Raw genomic sequence first — 16,801 nt, forward strand, 5'->3', positions numbered from 1 at the left:
GCGCGCGGAGCGCAACGCTTCACTGGACGGCGGAGGACCCGCTCTCGACGTCCTAGGACGTCCTGGCGTCTTCCGCGCCGATGTCGACGATGACGATCTCCGGCGGGATGCCGATCCGCACCGGCCGGCCCGCCACGAAGTGGGAGCCGAGGCCGGCCGAGACGATCAGGTCGCGCCCCCCTTCGACGATGTGACCATAGGCGTAGCGCAACCCGTACCGCGACGGGATCCAGGGCGACCAGCCCAGGATGCGGATCTGCCCGCCATGGGTGTGGCCCGACAGCGTCAGGACGACCCGCGGGTCGAGGTCCAGGGCGAAGATGTCGGGTTCGTGCGCCAGCAGGATCACGGGCTCGTCCGGCTGCACCGGCCGTAACGTCCGATCCAGCGCGGCGAGGCGGTGTCGCGCGAGCGGCTGCGGTCTGCGCGGTACGCTCGGCGTCTCCTCGCTCTCGATCCCGGCGAGCCACAGGGGCGCCGGCAGGTCGAGGCGGGTGGCCGCATTCTCGATGAACCCGATTCCGGCCGCCCGGAGCGCGCGCTCCACCCGGGTGGGGCCGCGGCCGCGTTGCCGGGCCTCGTGGTCGTCCCCCCAGTCGTGATTGCCCTGGACCGCATAGACGCCCTTCGGCGCGCGCAGATCGCCCAGGAGGCGCGCGACCGTCTCGAAGGGCACAGGACCGGCGCTCTGCGAGCCGTAATCCCCGAGGAGCACGGTGAGGTCGGGCCCGAGGGCGTTGGTGCGCGCCACCACCGCGGCGATCTCGGCTTCGCCCATGCAGCGCGGGTGCGCGTGGAAGTCGCTCAGGACCGCGATACGCAGACTCAGGCCGCGCGGCCAACGGGACGGCGAGAGACGATAGGCGGTGACCTGCACGCGATGCGGCTCGAACGCGGTGGCGTATCTGGCGCTCAGAAGTCCGCCTCCGGCGATCAGGGCTCCGGTCAGAGCCGGGCGGGAGAGCAGCGCGCGTCGCGTGAGCATGGGCGGAGAGGCGTCTGAACTCGGGGGGTCGTCCCCGGCAGAATGCCTCGGACGGGTTTCGAACTCGTCACGAACGCGTGGCGGAGGGATGGTGGCCCCGCGAAAGGCAGCAGGACAGCCGCGAACCGCTTCTCGACGGGACCGACGCATCAAGACGGCGGCAGCGTGGCGGAGCGCCTCCCGATTGCGTGGGGCGGTGCTCTGCGGGGTCTACGGGCTTCGACCCGGGCATAAAAAAGCCCCGGCCATCGCCAGGGCTGCGTCGATCTCGGTCAATGGCAATGTTGGTAGCGAGGGAGGGATTTGAACCCCCGACACAAGGATTATGATTCCTCTGCTCTAACCAGCTGAGCTACCCCGCCCCAAGCCGCAACCGCCCCGGAGGGCGACACGTCGCGGGGGTATAGGGAGGCGGGGTGCGGGGTGTCAACGGTCGGTGACCGGCCCTGCGCAGATTCCTGCCGCGACGGAGCGAAGGAGCCGCCCGGCCGTCAAGCGACATAGGGCGACGGCGCCGTCCCGGGCATGTTCAGCCCGGCACCGGCCGCTATGTTGCGCGGATGGTCCCGCCTTGGGACCGGACATTCCGGAGCGTTCGATGACCCGTCGCGCCAGCACCCGCCTTGCCATCCTGCTCGCCCTCGCGGCGGCGTCGCCGTCCGCCACCCTGCCGGCCCTGGCGGCGGGCACCACCTATCGGGCGACCCTTAACGGTGCCAGCGAAGTGCCGGCGACGCAGTCGCCGGGCACAGGGGAGGTCACCGCCACCTTCGATCCCGCCACCAAGCGGCTCAGTTGGACCGGGACGTACAGCGGGCTCACCGGCCCGGTGACGGCGGCGCATTTCCACGGACCGGCCAAGGCGGGGGAGAACGCCGGGGTGCTCGTCCCCGTCACCGCCGCGAGTAGCCCGTTCTCCGGCGAGGCGGCACTGGACGACGCCAAGGCCGCCGACCTCGAAGCCGGCCGGCTCTACTTCAACATTCACACCGCCGCGAACCCCAAGGGCGAGATCCGCGGCCAGGTCGAGCGGGGCCGCTGACCGCCCGCCCGCGGAACCTCGACGCGCGCCCAGGGCCCGGGTAGGCGGATGGCGTCCGCCTACCGGAGGTACCGATGAAGCAGACCGAGGCCATCATCGCCTGGACGCCTGTCCGCTGGGCGGAACTCCGACCGGAGACGGCCGGGCAGGTCGTCGTGGTGGCGACGCCCGACGCCGACGGAGTGGCGAAGCGCTTCGCGATGCGCTCGGGCGCCAGCTCCTCGGCGCTCGCCGCGCTGGCGGAGGAGGCCCGGATCGCGCGGCTGTTCATCGATTTCCAGACGCTGGTGGTACGCGACGGCATCGATCCGCAGGCGGCGCACCGTGCCTTCCTGGCCATCGACGAGTACCGGTTCCGCATCGCCCCCGATACCGAAGGGGCGGAATTCGAGGACCCGCCCGAGGAGGATTAGGCCGGGCGCCGCCCCGGCGCCCGCGGGCCGCTCGCGCAGGCGTGAGAATAAAGAATGCACGAAGCGCCGGCGGCGCCCTATCTCGCATCGGCGTCCAGAGTCTTTCGGAGGCCGGCCATGTCCGTATCCCGTCGCACCGTCGTCGCCGCAGCGGCCCTCGCCCCCCTCGTCCCGCGCCTCGCGCGGGCCGCCGCGCCGCTGATCCGCCGGCCGATCCCCTCGACCGGCGAGATGCTCCCGGCGATCGGGATCGGCACGTCGCGTCGCTACGAGGTCGCGCCGACGGCCGAAACGGTGGCGCCGCTCAAGGAGGCGGTGCAGACGTTTCTGAGCCTCGGGGGCTCGGTGATCGACACCGCGCCGAGCTACGGCACCGCCGAGGACGTGCTCGGCCTCATCCTGGCGGAGCCGGACCTGCGCCAAAAGATCTTCCTCGCCAGCAAGGTCGACACCACCGGCCGCGACGCCACGCTCGCGGAGTTCGAGCGGTCGCTGAGCCGCATGAAGGTGGAGACGCTCGACCTCGTGGCGGTCCACAACCTCATCGACGTGGATGCCAATCTGGCGGTGCTGCGCGATCTGAAGGGCCGCAAGCGCATCCGCTACGTCGGCGTCACCGTGTGGCGCGACACCCAGCTCGACGCGCTGGAAGCCGTGATGCGGCGCGAGGCCCTCGATTTCATCCAGGTCAACTACGCCATCGACAACCGGGCCGCCGCCGAGCGGGTGATCCCGCTCGCGGCCGACCGGGGCGTGGCGGTTATGACCAACGTGCCCTTCGGCCGCGACCGCCTGTTCAAGGCCGTCCAGGGGAAGGCGCTGCCCGCTGTGGCGCAGGATCTCGGCTGCACGAGCTGGCCGCAGTTCTTCCTCAAATACGTCCTGGGCAACCCGGCCGTGACCTGCCCGATACCCGGCATGGCGAAGGTCGCCTACGTCGAGGACAACCTCGCCGCCGCCCGGGGCAAGCTCCCGGATCCGGCCCAGCGCAAGCAGATGGAGGCCTTTATCGATGCGGTCTGATCTCACCACGCGCCGCGCGGCGCTCGCTCTGGCGGCCGGGCTCTCCCTGGCGGCAATCGCTCCGGCCCTGGCACAGGACGGGGCGAAGAAGATCCGGATCGGCGTGATCGGGGCCGGCAATATCGGCGGCACGATCGGGACCCTCTGGGTGAAGGACGGCCACGAGGTGATGTTCGCCTCGCGTCACCCGGAGGCCCTCGCCGCGATGGTCTCGGAGCTCGGTCCGAAGGCGAAGGCCGGGACGCCCGAGGAGGCGATCAAGTTCGGCGATGCCGTGTTCATCGCGGTGCCCTACAAGGCCTACCCGGATCTCGCCAAGGAGATCGGGCCGGCCCTTTCGGGCCGGATCGTGATCGATGCCGGCAACGCCACGCAGAAGCGGGACGGCGCGCTCTACGACGAGGTCCAGGCGAACGGGATCGGCACCACGTCGGCCAAGTATTTCCCGGGTGCCAAGCTGGTGCGGGCCTTCAACGCGGCCAACTACAAGGTCTTCGCCAAGGAAGGCGCCGACGGCGGCAAGGACCGCGCCGGCGGCCGGATGGCGATCCCGATCGCGGGCGACGATCCGGATGCGGTGAAGGTGGCGGCGGGCCTGGTCCGCGACGCCGGCTTCGATCCGGTGGTGGTCGGCCCGCTCAAGGACGCCGACAAGTTCGCCATGGGTTCACCGGGCTACGGCCACGACGTCACCGCACCGGAACTCAGCGCGAAGCTCGGGATGGCCAAGTGAGGGCAGGGGCAGGACGGGCTCCCTCGCCCGTCCGGGCTCGGCGGCGCACGCCGGTCCATCCGCCGCGGGACGCGACGGGCTGCGCGCGCCATCCCTCGCCCGGGGGCGGGGGAAGGCAGCATCCGGAGCGGCATTGGAGACGCGACCTGCGGCGGGTCCCCGAGGCTGCGCCTCCCTCACGCCGCTCAGGCGGACGCGGAACCATGCTCATGACCGCGAGGTCCCACCATGCCTGAGTCCGCCCCGGACCGCGGCACCTTGGCCCGCCTGATCGACGTCCAGCCCGGGGAGGGCAGGGCGCTCGCGTGGTCGTGGGCCTACATCTTCTCGATCCTGGCCGCCTACTACGTGCTGCGGCCGATCCGCGACCAGATGGGCGTCGCCGGCGGCATCGAGAACCTGCCCTGGCTGTTCACCGCCACGCTGGTCGGCATGCTGAGCCTCAACCTGCCGTTCGCCTACCTGGTGAAGCGGATGCCGCGGGCGCGGTTCGTGCCGATCACCTACCGGTTCTTCGCGGCCAACATCCTCGCCTTCGCGCTGACGCTCTACCTCGCGCCGCCGGAATGGTCCGTGTGGATCGGCCGGGTCTTCTTCGTCTGGCTGTCGATCTTCAACCTGTTCGTGGTCTCGATCTTCTGGGCGACCATCGTCGACGTGTTCTCGAACGCGCAGGGGAAGCGGCTGTTCGGCTTCATCGCCGCGGGGGCGACGCTGGGCGCCATCGCGGGGTCGGCCACCACGGCGATCCTCGCCAAGAACGTCCCGACCTGGGGCCTGATGCTGTGCGCGGTGGTGCTGCTCGAGGTCGCGGTCTACTGCATGCGCGGCTTGGCGGCCCTGTCGAGCCGGCTGCATGAGGTGCCGGGCGCCACCGAGGCGACCGGGCAGGACGGTACCATCGGCGGCAGCGTGCTGGCGGGCGTGACCCGCACCATGGCGTCGCCCTATCTCCTCAACATCTCCCTGTTCCTGCTGCTATTCTCGGTGACCTCGACCTTCCTGTATTTCGAGCAGGCGGGCATCGCCAAGCGCAGCTTCCCGGACCGCGGCGCCCAGACCGCCTTCTTCGCGAGCGTGGACCTCGCGGTGAACGTGCTGACGCTGGGCGTCCAGCTGTTCCTCACCGGCCGGATCGTGAACCGGCTCGGCGTCGCGCTGACGCTGGCGCTGCTGCCGGCCTTCAGCATCATCGGCTTCGCGGCGCTCGCGGTCGCGCCGACGATCGGGGTGATCGTGGCCTTCCAGGTCCTGCGCCGGGCGGGCAACTTCGCCATCGCGCGCCCGGTCCGGGAGGTGCTGTTCACCGTGGTCCCGCGCGAGGACCGCTACAAGGCGAAGAGCTTCATCGACACAGTGGTGTACCGGCTCGGCGATCAGGTCGGCGCATGGTCGTTCACCGGCATCCAGGGCGCGGGCCTCGGAAGCACCGGGATCGCCGGGGCCGCGATCCCGCTCTCGGTCGCTTGGCTGGTGAACAGCCTCTGGCTCGGCCACGCGCAGGAGCGGCGCCGGACCGCGCAGGAATCCGGCGAGGCCGAACCGTCGGGGCAGACGCTGCCCCTCGGCCGGGCGGCTCCCTCTGCCTGAACCGGGCGGACGCCTCCGTTAAGCTGCGGTTTACCATGCCGCGCGCGATATCCGGTGCGTGGCAGCGGGAGGACGGCATGACGGGCTCTGCGCCGTCGGCACGGAGACGATCGAGCGGTCACGACCCGCGCGTCCTTGCGGTTCTGGGGTCGATCGCCCTGGCTGCGGCCCCGGCGACCGCACAGGAGCCGCTCATTCTCCATATCCGTCCCCTGCCGGATGCGGAGGCCGCCCGCGCCGCCCGGGAGGCGCTCTTCACGCGACGGCAGGCCCATGCCCGTGCCGTCATCGAATCCGTCTGCACGGGTTGCCTCGGGGCCTGGAAGTCGGAGACTGTCCCGGCCGACGGTGCCGACCAGGACCGCCTCGCGAACCTCGCGGTTCCGATCGGGGTTGAACCCGATCCGCAGTCCGGGGCATCCGACACCGTGACCGATCCATCGAATCCCGTGAGGCATCCATGACCCAAGCGCATCCGACCAGCGGCGCCGAGCCCGAAGTCGATTGCCCGGTGAGCCTCGAGGTCCTGGGCTCCGTCTATCGGGCCGACGATTTCGACCTGCCCCTGATCCTGGAGCAGATCCCGCCTTTGAAGCGCGCCCAGCTCGCCGCCTACCTGTACGGCAAGAGCCATATGCACAAGCTCGGCTTGAAGGTCGCCCGCTCGTGCGAGCGCGACGACCTCGTCCGGGCCGCGGGCGAGATCGGCTCGGTGATCCACGGGCAGGCGCATCTGAAGCCGTCGCGGCCGGTGCCGGAGGCCGCTCCGCAGCTGCGCGCGAAGACACCGCCCGGCCAGAAGAAGGTCAGCCTCGCCGGCGCGGCTCCGAAGCCCGCGATCAGCCTCGGCGGTTCGGCCAAGGTCCGCAACTTCGACTGAGCGCCCGCGCGCGCCGAGGCGAGGACCGGCTCGGCGCGTGCGGCCGGGCCGCCTGCAGGGCTCCGCGCCGTGTTTCCCCGCCAAACGAGGGGGCGCGGTTCGCGGCGCGGACGATCCCGGCGCATAGCTCGCGCGGCGATCCCCAGTCCGCCTGGAGCCGCGCGTTGCGCGCGCGCCGGTCATCGGATAATCGCCCGCGATGAACACCGACCACGACAAGATCCTGATCGTCGATTTCGGCTCTCAGGTGACCCAGCTCATCGCCCGGCGCGTCCGGGAGGAGGGCGTCTACTGCGAGATCGTCCCCTTCACCAAGGCCGAGGCCGCGTTCCGCGAGCAGCAGCCGAAGGGCGTGATCCTCTCGGGCGGCCCCGAATCGGTGACCGTCGAGGCCTCGCCCCGGGCCCCGCAGGTGGTGTTCGATTCGGGCGTTCCGGTCTTCGGCATCTGCTACGGTCAGCAGACCATGGCGGCCCAGCTCGGGGGCGCCGTCGAGGGCGGCCACCACGCCGAGTTCGGCCGGGCCGAGGTGGAGATCCTGGCCGATTGCCCGCTGTTCAACGGCGTCTGGCACAAGGGCGAGACGTATCCGGTCTGGATGAGCCACGGGGACCGGGTCACCAAGCTGCCCGACGGCTTCACCACCGTGGCGATCTCGAAGAACGCCCCGTTCGCCGCGGTGGCCGACGCGACGCGCAACTACTACGCGGTGCAGTTCCATCCGGAGGTGGCGCACACGCCCCACGGCGCCCTGCTGATCCGCAACTTCGTGCGCGATGTCGCCGGCTGCACGGGCGATTGGACCATGGGCGCCTACCGGGAGGAGGCCATCGCCAAGATCCGCGCGCAGGTCGGCTCCGAGAAGGTGATCTGCGGTCTGTCGGGCGGCGTCGATTCCGCGGTGGCGGCCGTCCTGATCCACGAGGCGATCGGCGACCAGCTCACCTGCGTGTTCGTCGACCATGGCCTCCTGCGCCTCGGGGAGGCCGAGCAGGTGGTTGCCCTGTTCCGGGACCATTACAACATCCCGCTGGTCCACGTCGAAGCGTCGGGCATGTTCCTCTCGGCGCTCGAGGGCGTCTCGGATCCGGAGGTCAAAAGAAAGACCATCGGCCGCCTGTTCATCGACGTGTTCGAGGCCGAGTCGCGCAAGATCGGCGGCGCCGCGTTCCTCGCACAGGGCACGCTCTATCCGGACGTGATCGAGAGCGTGTCGTTCACCGGCGGTCCCTCGGTGACGATCAAGAGCCACCACAATGTCGGCGGCCTGCCCGAGCGGATGAACATGAAGCTCGTCGAGCCGCTGCGCGAGCTGTTCAAGGACGAGGTCCGGGCGCTGGGCAAGGAACTCGGTCTGCCGGAAGCCTTCGTCGGGCGCCATCCGTTCCCCGGGCCCGGCCTGGCGATCCGCTGCCCCGGGACGATCACCGCCGAGAAGCTCGAAGCCCTGCGCAAGGCCGACGCGATCTATCTCGATGAGATCCGGCAGGCCGGCCTCTACGACACGATCTGGCAGGCCTTCGCGGTGATTTTGCCGGTGAAGACCGTGGGGGTGATGGGCGACGGCCGCACCTACGACCACGTCTGCGCGCTCCGCGCGGTCACCTCGGTCGACGGCATGACCGCCGATTTCTACCCGTTCGACATGGGTTTCCTGGGCCGGGTCGCCACGCGCATCATCAACGAAGTGAAGGGCATCAACCGGGTCACCTACGACATCACCTCGAAGCCGCCGGGCACGATCGAGTGGGAATAGAGACTGGCACGATCGAGACAGCACGCAATTCGATCTTGCTGACGGTCATGGGCCCCGCCGGGCCACCGAGGCCGCATCGCCGATCTGGCGCGGGGCGCCGGGATGGTCCAGTTCGCCCGGCGTCCGGTCGCGCCGAGGCGATCCCCGAACGGCGCTCCCACCTGCGCCGCCTCGATTGGCGATGCGGTCAGCCCTCGCCGACCCGTACGATCTCCGGCAACATGAGGCGCGCGACGATCGCCTCGCGCCAGCGCCGAGTTCGGCCGTGGGCATCGCATGCGACGGTCGAGGCAGGCGGACGCACCCGTTCGCGATCTTCACGGAGGGGCGGACGATCCAGGGGCCTCGGCGGCCCGTCTGCTGAGGCGAGGCTTTCCTGCGCCCCGGAGCCGCCGTCTATCTCGGACCGCGTCGCGCCACAGGCATCGCGTCGCTGCCGGCGCGGTCTAAGGGACGGCCTCCCTGGAGGGCTCCTGTCGGCACAGCGCCGGCTCCAGCGCCCGGAGTGCCGGCCGGAACGCCGCCAGATGCAGACCGTCGCGCAACGCACCCGGCTTGGCGAAGCCGCTATCGCCGTCGCGAAGCGCCGCGAACGGGTCGGCGAACGTGCAACCGAGGCGCCCGCACAGGGCCCGCAACCGCTCGGAATACTCCGTCACCGCGCGCGCATCGACGAACTTGCCGATCTGGCGCCCGACGGGCGGGAGGGCGGTCACGACGACCCGCGGGCTGAGGGACTGAAACCGCTTGATGATCTCCTCCGCGGCCGCCTCGAACTGCTCCGTCGGCTTCGTCAATTGCGGGTTGTTCTTGACCAGGATGTCGTTGGTCCCGATCGTCAGCGCGGCGATCCGCGGGTGAACCTTGAAGGTCAGGCCCGCGAGGTATTGCGCATAGCTGGCGGCCGTCGCGCCGCTGACGCCGCCATTGACGAGATCGAGGCCGCACGGCCGCTGACTCCCGGGCTGCAGTTCCACCTGCGAGTCGCCGCCCCAGAAGACGTAGTCGGCGGGCGCCTCGTCCAGACTGACCTGCACGGCGACGAGGCGCATCTCCGCGTAGGCACGGGCGTCGACCCCCGGCCGGCGCAGGCGCCAGCCGGCCAGGCCGCCGATCGCCAGCACCACGAGCCCGGCGGCGACCAGGACCGCGACGCGCCTCACGGCTCGGCCCCGGCGCGGTCGACCTGCGCTCCGGGCCGGGCATCCGTGGAGGCGTAATAGGGCTTGATGTCGAGGAGCGGCGTGCCGTCGAGACAGTCGAGGCCCCGCACCCGCAGGCTATTGTCCTCCCGGCCGATCAGCGCGACCACCGCCAGCGCGATCGGATTGGGCCGCGCCGGCGAGCGCAACGAGAAGGTGCCGCGCGGACCGTCCGCGTGGCGCGGCCGCTGCACCAGGAGGCCGCGGGTCGCCCGGTCCATCCAGTAGAGCAGGATCAGGTGCGTGCAGCCGGTGACGTTGCGCAGGCCGGGCGCGAAGGCCGGATCGACCTCGACGGTGCAGAGCGCGTCGGACTGCAGCCCGTTCTTCGGGCAATCGGATCGGGCCGTCCAAGGCGTGCGCAGCCGGCCGATGAAGTACAGGCCGGCGTCGAAGGTCGTGGGGAGGATCGCTGTTTCCTCACCGGGACGGGTCCCGAACTCGTCCGTGCTCATGCGTCCTCGCCACGCCCGGGCCGGGTTCTCGGGCATGCGCCGGCCGGCCGCAAGCCCGCATCTCGCCCCAGTGCGGCGGGCGGTGTAGAGCCGACATGAGACCACGCGCCGCCGGCCGGATCCCGATCCGGCGAAGGAGAGCGCGTCAGATCAAGGCGTTAGGGGCGGTCCCGTCGGCCAAGCGACCGGGACCGCCGCGTCGTGCGGAGGGACTATGATCGAGCGGGAATTGCGGCCGATGCAGGCGGTGGCGGATGCCGGGACCGCTATCGACCGGCTGGTGGACCTCTACGAGGGCGCGGCCGGGGCCCTGCGTCTCGCCCTGGAGCGCTACCTCGCGGGCGGCCCCCCGCCGGACTCGACGGAACGCCTGGCCTTCCGCTACCCGGAATTGCGCATCACCTACCGGCCCGACGGACCTCTGCCGCGGGTGCGGCGCGCCACCGCCAAGCTCCAGGCCGCCGGCACCTACGCGACGACGATCACGCATCCGGCCTTCTTCCGGGATTACCTGACCCGGCAATTGGAACCGCTCATCGCCGATTACGGGATCGCCCTCGAGGTGGGCTTGAGCGCACAGGAGATTCCCTATCCCTATGTCCTGGAAGCGGGGCTCGACGCGCGGGGCCGTGCGGTCGATGGCGCCGAGCTCGCCACCTATTTCCCGGTGCCGCTCCTGTCGCTCGTGGGCGACGAGATCGCCGACGGGACCTTCGACCGCGCCGCCGGCGAGCCCCTGCCGCTCGCGCTGTTCGACGCCGTGCGGGTCGACTACTCGCTGCGGCGGCTGGTCCATTACACGGGCTGCGACTGGCGCGACGTCCAGCCCTGGATCCTGCTCACCAATTATCATCGCTACGTCGACCAGTTCGTGCGCCACGGCCTGGAGCGGCTGTCCTCCGGGGCCGAGGGGTTCGAGCGCATGGTCCTGCCGGGCGGGATCTCGGTGAGCCGGGCCGAGGCCGCGACCGCCGATCCGGCCGCGGTGATCGCCGCCTCGCCGTGGCATCGCCACCAGATGCCGGCCTACCACCTCGTCGCCCGCGGCCCCGACGGGACCCTGCAGGGCACGTCGCTCGTCAATATCGGGGTCGGCCCCTCGAACGCGAAGACCATCACCGACCATCTGGCGGTGCTGCGCCCGGATTGCTGGTTGATGGTCGGGCATTGCGGCGGCCTCCGGCAGTCGCAGACCATCGGCGACTACGTGCTGGCGCACGCCTATTTCCGCCGCGACCGGATCCTCGACGAGCTGGTGCCCCCGGACGTGCCGGTCCCGGCCCTCGCCGAGGTGCAGCTCGCGCTGCAGAGCGCCGCCGCGTCCGTGACGGGCGAGCAGGCCGACGCCCTCAAGCGGCGCCTGCGCACCGGGACGGTGGTCACCTACGACGATCGCAATTGGGAATTGCGGTTCAGCCAGGAGCGGCGGCGGATCAACCAATCGCGCGCCGTGGCGGTCGACATGGAAAGCGGCACCGTCGCGGCGCAGGGGTTCCGCCTGCGCGTGCCCTACGGAGCGCTGCTCTGCGTGTCGGACAAGCCGCTCCATGGCGAGATCAAGCTCCCCGGCGCGGCGAACGCCTTCTACGACCGGGCCGTCTCCGAGCATCTGCGGGTCGGACTCGCTGCCCTCGACGTGCTCCGCGCCGACCGGCACGGGCTGCACTCGCGCAAGCTGCGGAGCTTCGACGAGCCGCCGTTCCGGTAGCGGCTGGACGCGCAGCCAGCGAGGACGATCGGCGACGTCTCGCCGGACGCCCGTCGCGGGGACCGATGGGCGCGCCGCGACCTTTCGCTCACGGGTGGATACGCCGGCGCCCCGAAGGATTGGACAGTCAGATCCCTCGTGTCGAATCGGACTGTCCCATGAAGCGTCTCGCGATTGCCTCGACCGCCCTGCTGGCTGCGGCGGCGTTCCTGCCGAGCGGCGCTGATGCCCGCGGCTTCGGCGGGGGTGGATTTCACGGGGGTGGGTTCGGAGGCGGTGGCGGATTCCACGGGTCCGCCGGCTTCGGCGGCGGCGCACGGGTCGGCGGATCCGTCGGCGGAGCGGGCGGCTTTCGCGGTGCCGGCCTCGGCACCACCGGCATCGGCGCCGGCGGTCTCCGGACCGGAGGTTTCGCTGCGGCCGGCCGCGGTTTCGCCGGGCGGCCGGGCGTGATCGGCAACCGCGGTGTGGCCGGCCACGGCTTCGCCGGGCGCGGGTCCGGCCGGGGATACGGGCGCGGCGTGGGTTACGGCCTCGCCGGTGTCGGACTGGGCCTCGGCGTGGGCTACGGACTGGGAGGCTACGGCTACGATCGATGTGCCGACGACGATGGGTACGGCGCCTACGACCCGGCCGCGTGCGCCGCTTACGGCTACTGAATACGCTTCGTTCGCGCTCGACCCGATGCCCGACAGGCTCGGCCCTCACCCGGCCGGGCCTTCGCGTAGGGACAGGATCGCCCCGACCATCGCTCTCGCAACGGCCGGCTCCGACCTGCCCAGCCTTCGCCGTTGACGAAGGCTCCGTCAACCAACCCCGAATTGCGAACCGTTCCAACGCGGTCAGGATGCGGCGCTTCGACGTTCCACGAGTGGTTGCGAGGTCCTGGTGAGCGGGGAGGCGGTTGTTCCGGCGACGGCGATCCTGCTCGTGCTGTGCATGGGCCTCTGGGCCACGGCGCTGTTGCCGGAAGTCGTCACGGCTCTGGCCTTCTTCGGTCTGGCGATGCTGCTGAGGCTCGGCAGCGCCGGGACGGTCTTCTCCGGCTTCTCGGCCTCCGCCTTCTGGCTGGTCCTGTCCGGCATGATCGTCGGCCAGGGCATGACCCGCACGGGGTTGGGCGACCGCATGGCGCGGGCCCTCGCCCTGCGACTCTCGGCCTCCTACGGTCGCTTCATCGCCGGGCTGGTGATGCTGAGCTTCCTCATCGCCTTCGTGATGCCGTCGAACCTCGGTCGGATCGCCCTGATGTTACCGATCACGCTGGCGCTCTGCGATGCTTTCGGGCTGGCGGCCGGCCGGCCGGGGCGGACCGGAGCCGTGCTGGCCGTGGGCGTCGCTACGCCGATCCTGTCGGCGGCGATCCTGCCGGCCAACGTGCCGAACCTCGTGATGGCCGGCTCCGCGGAGCGCCTGCTCGGCCTGCACCTCTCGTACCTGTCCTACTTCGTGCTGCACGCGCCGGTCCTCGCGCTGGTGAAGGGTCTGATGCTGGTGGCCCTGATCGTGCGGCTGTTCCCCGATCGCATCGCCGGGACGCCCGAGAGCCTGCCGACCCTCCCGCCGCCCTCCGGCGCCGAGCGGCGCCTCGCGACCATCCTCGTTTGCACGCTGGCGCTATGGATGACCGACAGCCTGCACGGGCTCGCGCCCGCCTGGGTCGGACTCGCGGCCGCGGTGATCTGCCTGATGCCGAAGATCGGGGTGCTGCGACCCGAGGCCTTCCAGCAGGTCAATCTGCGCACCTGCTTCTATATCGCGGCGCTCCTCGGCCTCGTGGCGCTCGTGAACGAGACTGGACTCGGCGAACGCCTCGGCCGTCTGATGCTGGCGGTGGCGCCGCTGGAGCCGGGGGCGGAGGCGAAGAACTTCGCCGTCCTGACCGGCCTGAGCACGGTCCTGACGCTGCTCGTGACCGCCAACGGCGCGCCCGCGCTCTACACCGGGTTGGCCAGCGAGATGACGGCCGGAAGCGGCCTGTCGCCCCTGGCGGTCGTGTCGCTGCAGGTGATCGGCTACTCCACGCTGTTCTTCCCGTATCAGGCGCCCCCGATCGTGTTCGCCAGCGAACTGGGGGGCGTCCGCCTCCGGGACGCGACGCGGCTGACCCTCGCCTTCGGTCTGGTGTCGCTGCTGCTGGCGGCCCCCCTCGATTACGCGTGGTGGCGCGTCCTCGGACAATTGAAGTGACAGATTCCCGCAGGTGTCGCCCCGGGCGCCACATTGCGTTGCAGCATGACGCATTGCGGCTTGCTCCCTCAGCCACTAGCGCTACCAGATTAGAGACGGTCCAGTTCGCAGCTGCGAGGCTTCAACCCGATGGCACCCACCGCACGCCCGACAGTGGCACAGCCCATGTCGCCGCATCTCCAGATCTATCGCTGGACCTGGACCATGGCGATGTCGGTGTTCCACCGCATCACCGGCACGGCGCTCTACGGCGGGACTGCGCTCGTGGCGATCTGGCTGGTCGCATTGGCTTCGGGGCCGGTGGCCTACTCTTACGTGGCGGGCTTCTTCGGCTCGCTGATCGGGCGCCTGATCCTGTTCGTCTATACCTGGATCCTGATGCACCACATGCTCGGCGGTCTGCGCCATCTCGCCTGGGATTTCGGGATCGGCTTCGACCGGGAGAAGCGGCTCGCCATGTCCCGCATGACCCTGATCGGCTCGCCTGTGCTCACCCTCGTCATCTGGGCGGTCGCCCTTCTGGTCCGCTGAGGAGGTCGGCATGGCCAAGGAACAGGTCCGCCAGGACACCCACGTCTCGATCCGGACCCCGCGCGCCCGCGTCGCCGGACTGGGCGTCGCCCATCACGGCGTCGGCCACTGGTGGCTGCAGCGAATCACCGCAGTGACCAATACCGTCCTGATGCTGTCTTTCGTGGTCATCATCGCCAGGATGGCCGGCCGGGGCTACGCGGACGCAGTCCACGTGATCGCGAACCCTTTCGTCTCCATCATCCTCATCCTGGCCTTTCTGTCGGTGACCCTCCACATGCGCATCGGGATGCAGGTGGTGATTGAGGATTACGTGCACGCGCAGGCGACCAAGATCGTCGCCGTGTTCGCCAACAATGTCTACGCGGTCCTGGTGGCCGTCGCCTGCGTCTACGCGGTCCTGCGCATCGGCTTCGGACAGCCGGCCTGAACCCCGCCATCACGAATCTCGAGGAGCCGACCATGGCCGTCAACGGCACAAACGGCAGCGGGCCTGCCTACACCATCCACGATCACGCCTTCGACGTCGTGATCGTCGGCGCGGGCGGCGCCGGCCTGCGCGCCACGGTGGGCTGCTCGGAGGCCGGCCTGCGCACCGCCTGCATCACCAAGGTGTTCCCGACCCGCTCCCACACCGTGGCGGCGCAGGGCGGCATCTCGGCCTCGCTGGGCAACATGGGCCCGGACGATTGGCGCTGGCACATGTACGACACCGTGAAGGGGTCGGACTGGCTCGGCGACCAGGACGCGATCGAGTACCTCGTCCGCAACGCGCCCGCGGCGGTCTACGAGCTGGAGCATTGGGGCGTGCCCTTCTCCAGGACCGAGGAGGGCAAGATCTATCAGCGCCCGTTCGGCGGCATGACCACCGATTACGGCAAGGGCACCGCCCAGCGCACCTGCGCGGCGGCCGACCGCACCGGCCACGCCATGCTCCACACCCTCTACGGGCAGGCGGTGAAGAACCAGACCGACTTCTTCATCGAGTACTTCGCCCTCGACCTGATCATGGACGAGGAGGGGCGCTGCCGAGGCGTCATCGCCCTCGACCAGGCCACCGGGGAGATCCACCGCTTCCGCGCCCAGACGACCATCCTGGCGACCGGCGGCTATGGCCGCGCCTACTTCTCGGCGACCTCCGCCCATACCTGCACCGGCGACGGCAACGCCATGGTGCTGCGCGCCGGGCTCCCGCTCCAGGACATGGAGTTCGTGCAGTTCCACCCGACCGGGATCTACGGCGCTGGCTGCCTGATCACCGAGGGCTCCCGCGGCGAGGGCGGCTACCTGACCAATTCGGAGGGCGAGCGCTTCATGGAGCGCTACGCACCGTCCGCCAAGGACCTCGCCTCCCGCGACGTGGTCTCGCGCTCCATGACCATGGAGATCCGCGACGGCCGCGGCGTCGGCAAGGACAAGGATCACATCTACCTGCATCTCGACCATCTCGACCCGAAGATCCTGCACGAGCGCCTGCCGGGCATCTCGGAATCCGCCAAGATCTTCGCGGGCGTCGACGTGACCAAGGAGCCGATCCCGGTCCTTCCGACCGTGCACTACAACATGGGCGGCATCCCCACGAACTATCACGGCGAGGTGCTGACCCTGCGCGACGGCAACCCCGACACGGTGGTGCCCGGCCTCATGGCGATCGGCGAGGCGGCCTGCGTCTCGGTGCACGGCGCCAACCGCCTGGGCTCGAACTCGCTGATCGACCTCGTGGTCTTCGGCCGCGCCGCCGGCAAGCGCTGCGCCGAGATCGTCGAGCCGAACGGCCGGGCGATGGAGCTTCCGAAGGGTGCCACCGACAAGGCGCTCGAGCGCCTCGACCGCTTCCGCCATGCCAACGGTTCGACCCCGACCGCCGAACTGCGCGCCGAGATGCAGAAGACCATGCAGAACAACTGCGCGGTGTTCCGCACCGGCGAAGTCCTGGAAGAGGGCAAGGGCCTGATCCACAAGGTCTGGAACGCCGCCGCCGACGTGAAGATCACCGACCGGTCGCTGATCTGGAACACCGACCTGCTGGAGACCCTGGAATTCGACAACCTGATCGGCCAGGCGGTGGTGACGATGGAATCCGCCGCCAACCGCAAGGAATCCCGCGGCGCTCACGCCCGCGAGGATTTCCCGGACCGCGACGACAAGGACTGGATGAAGCACACGCTGTCGTGGCTCGACGAGGGTCGGCACCAGGTCAACATCGATTATCGGCCGGTGCACACCTACACGATGTCGAACGAGATCCAGTACATCGAGCCGAAGGCGCGGGTGTACTGAGCGCATGATTGCC

General features: G+C 70.2%; 16 protein-coding genes and 1 tRNA gene. 13 read left to right on the top strand and 4 right to left on the bottom strand.

Annotation, left to right across the window (positions count from 1 at the left end):
* Window positions 1-52 precede the first annotated feature (52 nt).
* Window positions 53-985: a metallophosphoesterase gene (locus MKL01_RS26355; RefSeq protein WP_243908122.1), complete on the bottom strand. Its 933-nt coding sequence runs from the start codon at window positions 983-985 to the stop codon at window positions 53-55.
* Between the two features lie 285 nt (window positions 986-1,270).
* Window positions 1,271-1,347, bottom strand: a tRNA-Met gene (locus tag MKL01_RS26360).
* A gap of 236 nt (window positions 1,348-1,583) precedes the next feature.
* Between MKL01_RS26360 and MKL01_RS26365 the strand changes: the two genes are divergently transcribed.
* The 7 genes from MKL01_RS26365 (at window position 1,584) to guaA (ending at window position 8,422) form a co-directional block, all read left to right on the top strand.
* Complete coding sequence (locus MKL01_RS26365) at window positions 1,584-2,027, top strand: CHRD domain-containing protein (RefSeq protein WP_243908123.1); 444 nt, start codon at window positions 1,584-1,586, stop codon at window positions 2,025-2,027.
* Between the two features lie 74 nt (window positions 2,028-2,101).
* Window positions 2,102-2,440: a hypothetical protein gene (locus tag MKL01_RS26370; RefSeq protein WP_243908124.1), complete on the top strand. Its 339-nt coding sequence runs from the start codon at window positions 2,102-2,104 to the stop codon at window positions 2,438-2,440.
* Window positions 2,441-2,557: 117 nt separating this feature from the next.
* A complete protein-coding gene (locus MKL01_RS26375) occupies window positions 2,558-3,463 on the top strand; it encodes an aldo/keto reductase (protein ID WP_243908125.1) in 906 nt (301 codons plus the stop codon).
* Entirely contained in the window at window positions 3,453-4,196 is a 744-nt protein-coding gene (locus tag MKL01_RS26380; RefSeq protein ID WP_243908126.1) for an NADPH-dependent F420 reductase, read from the top strand. The genes MKL01_RS26375 and MKL01_RS26380 overlap by 11 nt, the downstream gene beginning before the upstream one ends.
* Before the next feature lie 228 nt (window positions 4,197-4,424).
* The gene (locus MKL01_RS26385; RefSeq protein WP_243908127.1) at window positions 4,425-5,786 is read left to right on the top strand and encodes an NTP/NDP exchange transporter; all 1,362 of its coding nucleotides are present in this window, start codon (window positions 4,425-4,427) and stop codon (window positions 5,784-5,786) included.
* Between the two features lie 460 nt (window positions 5,787-6,246).
* Complete coding sequence (locus MKL01_RS26390) at window positions 6,247-6,666, top strand: hypothetical protein (protein ID WP_243908128.1); 420 nt, start codon at window positions 6,247-6,249, stop codon at window positions 6,664-6,666.
* 199 nt (window positions 6,667-6,865) lie between these two features.
* Complete coding sequence (gene guaA, locus MKL01_RS26395) at window positions 6,866-8,422, top strand: glutamine-hydrolyzing GMP synthase (RefSeq protein ID WP_243908129.1); 1,557 nt, start codon at window positions 6,866-6,868, stop codon at window positions 8,420-8,422.
* A 446-nt stretch (window positions 8,423-8,868) separates the two neighbouring features.
* Here the strand turns inward: guaA and MKL01_RS26400 are convergent, their stop codons facing one another.
* Together MKL01_RS26400 and tsaA are read right to left on the bottom strand one after the other, a co-directional pair.
* On the bottom strand, window positions 8,869-9,585 hold the full coding sequence (locus MKL01_RS26400; protein ID WP_243908130.1) for an SGNH/GDSL hydrolase family protein: 717 nt from the start codon (window positions 9,583-9,585) through the stop codon (window positions 8,869-8,871).
* Window positions 9,582-10,079 carry a tRNA (N6-threonylcarbamoyladenosine(37)-N6)-methyltransferase TrmO gene (gene tsaA / locus MKL01_RS26405; protein ID WP_243908131.1) on the bottom strand — a complete coding sequence of 166 codons (498 nt, stop codon included), beginning with the start codon at window positions 10,077-10,079 and terminating at the stop codon, window positions 9,582-9,584. Before tsaA ends, MKL01_RS26400 begins: the two co-directional genes overlap by 4 nt.
* Window positions 10,080-10,293: 214 nt before the next feature.
* Between tsaA and MKL01_RS26410 the strand changes: the two genes are divergently transcribed.
* From MKL01_RS26410 to sdhA, 6 genes are all read left to right on the top strand, one after another.
* A complete protein-coding gene (locus MKL01_RS26410; RefSeq protein ID WP_243908132.1) occupies window positions 10,294-11,787 on the top strand; it encodes an AMP nucleosidase in 1,494 nt (497 codons plus the stop codon).
* Between the two features lie 158 nt (window positions 11,788-11,945).
* The gene (locus tag MKL01_RS26415; RefSeq protein WP_243908133.1) at window positions 11,946-12,446 is read left to right on the top strand and encodes a hypothetical protein; all 501 of its coding nucleotides are present in this window, start codon (window positions 11,946-11,948) and stop codon (window positions 12,444-12,446) included.
* A gap of 229 nt (window positions 12,447-12,675) precedes the next feature.
* Window positions 12,676-13,977 carry an SLC13 family permease gene (locus MKL01_RS26420; RefSeq protein ID WP_243908134.1) on the top strand — a complete coding sequence of 434 codons (1,302 nt, stop codon included), beginning with the start codon at window positions 12,676-12,678 and terminating at the stop codon, window positions 13,975-13,977.
* 129 nt (window positions 13,978-14,106) lie between these two features.
* Window positions 14,107-14,508, top strand: a complete 402-nt coding sequence (gene sdhC / locus MKL01_RS26425) for a succinate dehydrogenase, cytochrome b556 subunit (protein WP_243908135.1) — start codon at window positions 14,107-14,109, stop codon at window positions 14,506-14,508.
* Window positions 14,509-14,518: 10 nt separating this feature from the next.
* The gene (gene sdhD, locus MKL01_RS26430; protein ID WP_243908136.1) at window positions 14,519-14,938 is read left to right on the top strand and encodes a succinate dehydrogenase, hydrophobic membrane anchor protein; all 420 of its coding nucleotides are present in this window, start codon (window positions 14,519-14,521) and stop codon (window positions 14,936-14,938) included.
* Window positions 14,939-14,970: 32 nt separating this feature from the next.
* Window positions 14,971-16,788, top strand: coding sequence for a succinate dehydrogenase flavoprotein subunit (gene sdhA, locus MKL01_RS26435; protein ID WP_243908137.1), 1,818 nt, complete (start codon window positions 14,971-14,973; stop codon window positions 16,786-16,788).
* Window positions 16,789-16,801: the final 13 nt, after the last annotated feature.

The sequence above is a fragment of the Methylobacterium sp. J-070 genome (genome assembly GCF_022829385.1).
In the GTDB taxonomy this organism is placed as follows: Bacteria; Pseudomonadota; Alphaproteobacteria; order Rhizobiales; family Beijerinckiaceae; genus Methylobacterium.

What these genes read in the sequence shown, in the direction of transcription:
- MKL01_RS26355 (WP_243908122.1), bottom strand. Translation starts at nt 985, where the DNA reads ATGCTCACGCGACGCGCGCTGCTCTCCCGCCCGGCTCTGACCGGAGCC.
- MKL01_RS26365 (WP_243908123.1), top strand. Translation starts at nt 1,584, where the DNA reads ATGACCCGTCGCGCCAGCACCCGCCTTGCCATCCTGCTCGCCCTCGCG.
- MKL01_RS26370 (WP_243908124.1), top strand. Translation starts at nt 2,102, where the DNA reads ATGAAGCAGACCGAGGCCATCATCGCCTGGACGCCTGTCCGCTGGGCG.
- MKL01_RS26375 (WP_243908125.1), top strand. Translation starts at nt 2,558, where the DNA reads ATGTCCGTATCCCGTCGCACCGTCGTCGCCGCAGCGGCCCTCGCCCCC.
- MKL01_RS26380 (WP_243908126.1), top strand. Translation starts at nt 3,453, where the DNA reads ATGCGGTCTGATCTCACCACGCGCCGCGCGGCGCTCGCTCTGGCGGCC.
- MKL01_RS26385 (WP_243908127.1), top strand. Translation starts at nt 4,425, where the DNA reads ATGCCTGAGTCCGCCCCGGACCGCGGCACCTTGGCCCGCCTGATCGAC.
- MKL01_RS26390 (WP_243908128.1), top strand. Translation starts at nt 6,247, where the DNA reads ATGACCCAAGCGCATCCGACCAGCGGCGCCGAGCCCGAAGTCGATTGC.
- guaA (WP_243908129.1), top strand. Translation starts at nt 6,866, where the DNA reads ATGAACACCGACCACGACAAGATCCTGATCGTCGATTTCGGCTCTCAG.
- tsaA (WP_243908131.1), bottom strand. Translation starts at nt 10,079, where the DNA reads ATGAGCACGGACGAGTTCGGGACCCGTCCCGGTGAGGAAACAGCGATC.
- MKL01_RS26410 (WP_243908132.1), top strand. Translation starts at nt 10,294, where the DNA reads ATGATCGAGCGGGAATTGCGGCCGATGCAGGCGGTGGCGGATGCCGGG.
- MKL01_RS26415 (WP_243908133.1), top strand. Translation starts at nt 11,946, where the DNA reads ATGAAGCGTCTCGCGATTGCCTCGACCGCCCTGCTGGCTGCGGCGGCG.
- sdhC (WP_243908135.1), top strand. Translation starts at nt 14,107, where the DNA reads ATGGCACCCACCGCACGCCCGACAGTGGCACAGCCCATGTCGCCGCAT.
- sdhD (WP_243908136.1), top strand. Translation starts at nt 14,519, where the DNA reads ATGGCCAAGGAACAGGTCCGCCAGGACACCCACGTCTCGATCCGGACC.
- sdhA (WP_243908137.1), top strand. Translation starts at nt 14,971, where the DNA reads ATGGCCGTCAACGGCACAAACGGCAGCGGGCCTGCCTACACCATCCAC.